This is a genomic window from Wenyingzhuangia sp., assembly GCF_039768515.1.
Lineage (GTDB): Bacteria > Bacteroidota > Bacteroidia > Flavobacteriales > Flavobacteriaceae > Wenyingzhuangia.
Map to the genome: position 1 here is coordinate 1 of NZ_JBDNAI010000150.1, position 3,526 is coordinate 3,526.

Below are 3,526 nucleotides of genomic sequence, written 5' to 3' on the forward strand. Positions count from 1 at the left end.
TAGTATGTACAGAAAGTACTAAAGGAGTAGCTAAACCAGCTAATACTAGAGATACTTCTTCAAAACGTTGCCAATCTTTAGCTCTACCTGACCAACCAAAACTTAATAAAGCATAAATTTTCTTTTGAAAAGGCTTTACAGCTCTATCACGAATCATTGCAAAATCTGGTAATAAACCTGTCCACCAGAAAACTAATGAAACTGATAAATACGTAGAAATTGCGAATACATCCCATAATAATGGTGAATTAAAGTTTACCCATAACGAACCAAATTGGTTAGGTAATGGTAAAACCCAATAAGCATTCCATGGTCTACCCATGTGGATAATTGGAAACAAACCTGCCTGAAAAACGGCGAAAATTGTCATTGCTTCTGCAGAACGGTTTATGGCCATTCTCCATTTTTGACGGAATAATAAAAGTACTGCAGAAATAAGTGTTCCTGCATGACCAATACCTACCCACCATACAAAATTGGTAATATCCCAAGCCCATCCAATGTTCTTGTTTAATCCCCAAACTCCAATACCAGTTCCTACTGTATAGAAAATACATCCAAATCCCCAAAGCATTGCTGCTAAAGAAATATAAAATGCCATGTACCAGTTCTTATTTGCTTTACCTTCTATAGGCTTTGCAATATCTTCGGTAATATCGTGATAACTCTTATCACCTAATACTAAAGGTTCCCTTATGGGTGCTTCGTAATGAGACATATGCTATATCTTAAATTTAATTACGCTTCGTTAGTGTTTTTTATTTTTACTTGATAGATTACATTCGGCTTTGTTTGTAAGTAATCTAAGACATTATAAGCTCTTTTATCTTTCGTAAGAGCAGATACTTTGTCTTCTTTATTATTTACATCACCAAATACTAATGAGCCTGTTGTACATGCAGATGAACAAGCCGTTTCAAACTCATCTGTATTAACAGGTCTACCTTCTTTTTTAGCTTCTAGAATTGTTGCTTGTGTCATTTGAATACACATAGAACACTTCTCCATAACTCCTCTACCACGCACAACAACATCTGGATTCAATACCATTTTACCATATTGATTGTTCATGTTAAAGTCAAACTGATTGTTGTTTGCATATTCAAACCAGTTGAATCTACGAACTCTATATGGACAGTTGTTTGCACAATATCTTGTACCTACACATCTGTTATATGTCATTTGATTTTGACCTTGTCGTCCATGAGTTGTTGCTGCAACTGGACAAACTGTTTCACAAGGTGCATGATTACAGTGTTGACACATCATAGGTTGAAAAGTCACTTCAGGATTTTCAGCTTCAGTTTCTAGAGCTTCATACATTTCCCCTCTACTTAAACCTAATTCCTTAGCATCTTCTCTTGTTTCTACTGTAGATGAATAGTACCTATCAATACGCAACCAATGCATATCTCTACCAACTCTTACTTCTCTTTTACCAACAACAGGAACGTTATTTTCTGCATGACATGCTACAACACATGCTCCACAACCTGTACAAGAGGTTAAATCTATAGACAAATTAAAGTGATGCCCTAATTCTCTATTGTGCTCATCCCATAAATCTATGGTATTAGCCTCTACTTCTTGATGATCATAAGAAACATAAGCAGGCTTATTCCATCCATGATGATGATCTTTAGGATCTACAGTCTTATATTCTTTTAGAGAAGCTACTTTTAAGATGTCATGACGACCAGCAATAGTTTTTTGAACCTGAGTACAAGCAAACTCGTGATAACCCTCTGCTTTTTCTATAGTAACTCCATATTGAATATTATTACTATCTGCATAAAAAGGGTATGCATTAACACCTACTTGCATTTCTTCTTTTAATCCAAAAGTTTTTCCAAAACCTAATGCTAAACCTACAGAACCTTTTGCTTGTCCTGGTTGAATCATTACAGGAACTACAGCCTCTTTTCCGTTTAAAGAAATTTTAGCATAATCACCATTAATAGCACCATTGTCTTTTACAGGATTAGAAAAACCTAATTCTTTTGCATCAGCAATAGACATCGTTAGGTAATTGTCCCAAGAAGTTCTTGTAATTGGATCAGGGAATTCTTGTAACCAAGGATTGTTTGCTTGCTTACCATCTCCTAAACCAGTTTTTGTATATAAATTTAATTCAAATCCAGATGCTTTTTCTGTAACATTATACAATTCAGATGCAACAGTTGATAAAGATAGTGAATTATTAAAAGTGTTTTTATCTGAGATAGTTCTTACAAAATATCCATTATGTAAAGCTGTATTCCATGAACTACCATTTAAAACATTATTCGCTGCAAAAGCTTTTAAATAATCGTAGTAACTTGTTGAATTTCCAGACCATTTTAATAAAGTATCTTGTAATTGACGAGTATTGAATAACGGCTGGATAGTTGGCTGCATTAAACCATAAGTAACGCTATCAAATTGCGTATCTCCCCAAGATTCTAGGAAATGTGGAGTTGGCAACACGTATTTAGAAGCGTTTACAGTAGCACTATTCTCAGATGACAATGCAACTGATAATTCAACTTTCTCTAAACCTTCAATAAAGTCAGCAGATTTAGCTGAAGAATATATAGGATCTACATTGTGCATTAATAAACCTGCAATATTACCAGATTTCATATCAGATATTAACTGAGCAACCTCAGCATCATTTCCTTGACGAATACGTAATGTATTTAAAACATCAAATACATTACTTTGTAAAGCCTCATTTATAGCAAATGCAATTAATTGTGCATTTTTATCGTTTAATCCTGTCAATACAACAGAGCTAGAACCGTTCTTTCTTAACTCTATTGCCATTTTCTTCACCTCAGCATCTGCAGATGTAGCTTTAGAAGCAACGTTACTTCCTGTTATAGCATTATAAAGATTTAACAATGCAAAAACTTGATCTGAAGGTTTTAAAACAATCCTCTTATCAGCATTAGCACCAGTTAATGACATGTTACTTTCAAACTGAACATGGTAAGACATGTCGCCTGTCTCTGGTTTCCTTCCATTTACATAGCTTTTCTCAAAACCACCATGAAAGTCACTTAAAAAATCTGCGCCAAAAGAAACAATTGTTTTAGCTTTTTCTAAATGGTAATTTGGCAACTCTCTTTTACCGTACATTGCCAACATAGCGTCTGCAGCTCCAGACTCTGAAACAGCGTCATAAATCACATGTTTTGTGTTTGGAAACACCTTCAAAAACTCTGATATAATTTGGTCTGTTGAAGGACTAGGCATAGAACCTGTTAATAAAACAACTGGTTTATTTTGATTCTTAAAACCTTCTAATTCTGAAGCAATTTCGTTATCAGCTAAAGACCATGTAATTGATTCACCTGACTTAGTTGGTTCTTTTAATCTTAATTTTTCATCGTATAATGATAAAATAGAAGCTTGTACTCTAGCTGAAGTTGTCCCATTCGCCTCTTTATTTGGCATATTTTGAATTGGACGAACTTCTCTTGTTTTTACTAAAACATTTGCAAAATCGTAACCATCTGCCATTGAGGTTGCATACCAATCTGCA

General features: G+C 34.4%; 1 protein-coding gene and 1 pseudogene. Both read right to left on the reverse strand.

The features are described from left to right. Window positions 1-718: pseudogene (locus ABF281_RS09130) on the reverse strand (hydrogenase); the annotation flags it as partial. Window positions 719-738: 20 nt separating this feature from the next. Beyond that, on the reverse strand, window positions 739-3,526 hold a 2,788-nt coding region (locus tag ABF281_RS09135; RefSeq protein WP_347181366.1), incomplete at its 5' end, for a 4Fe-4S dicluster domain-containing protein.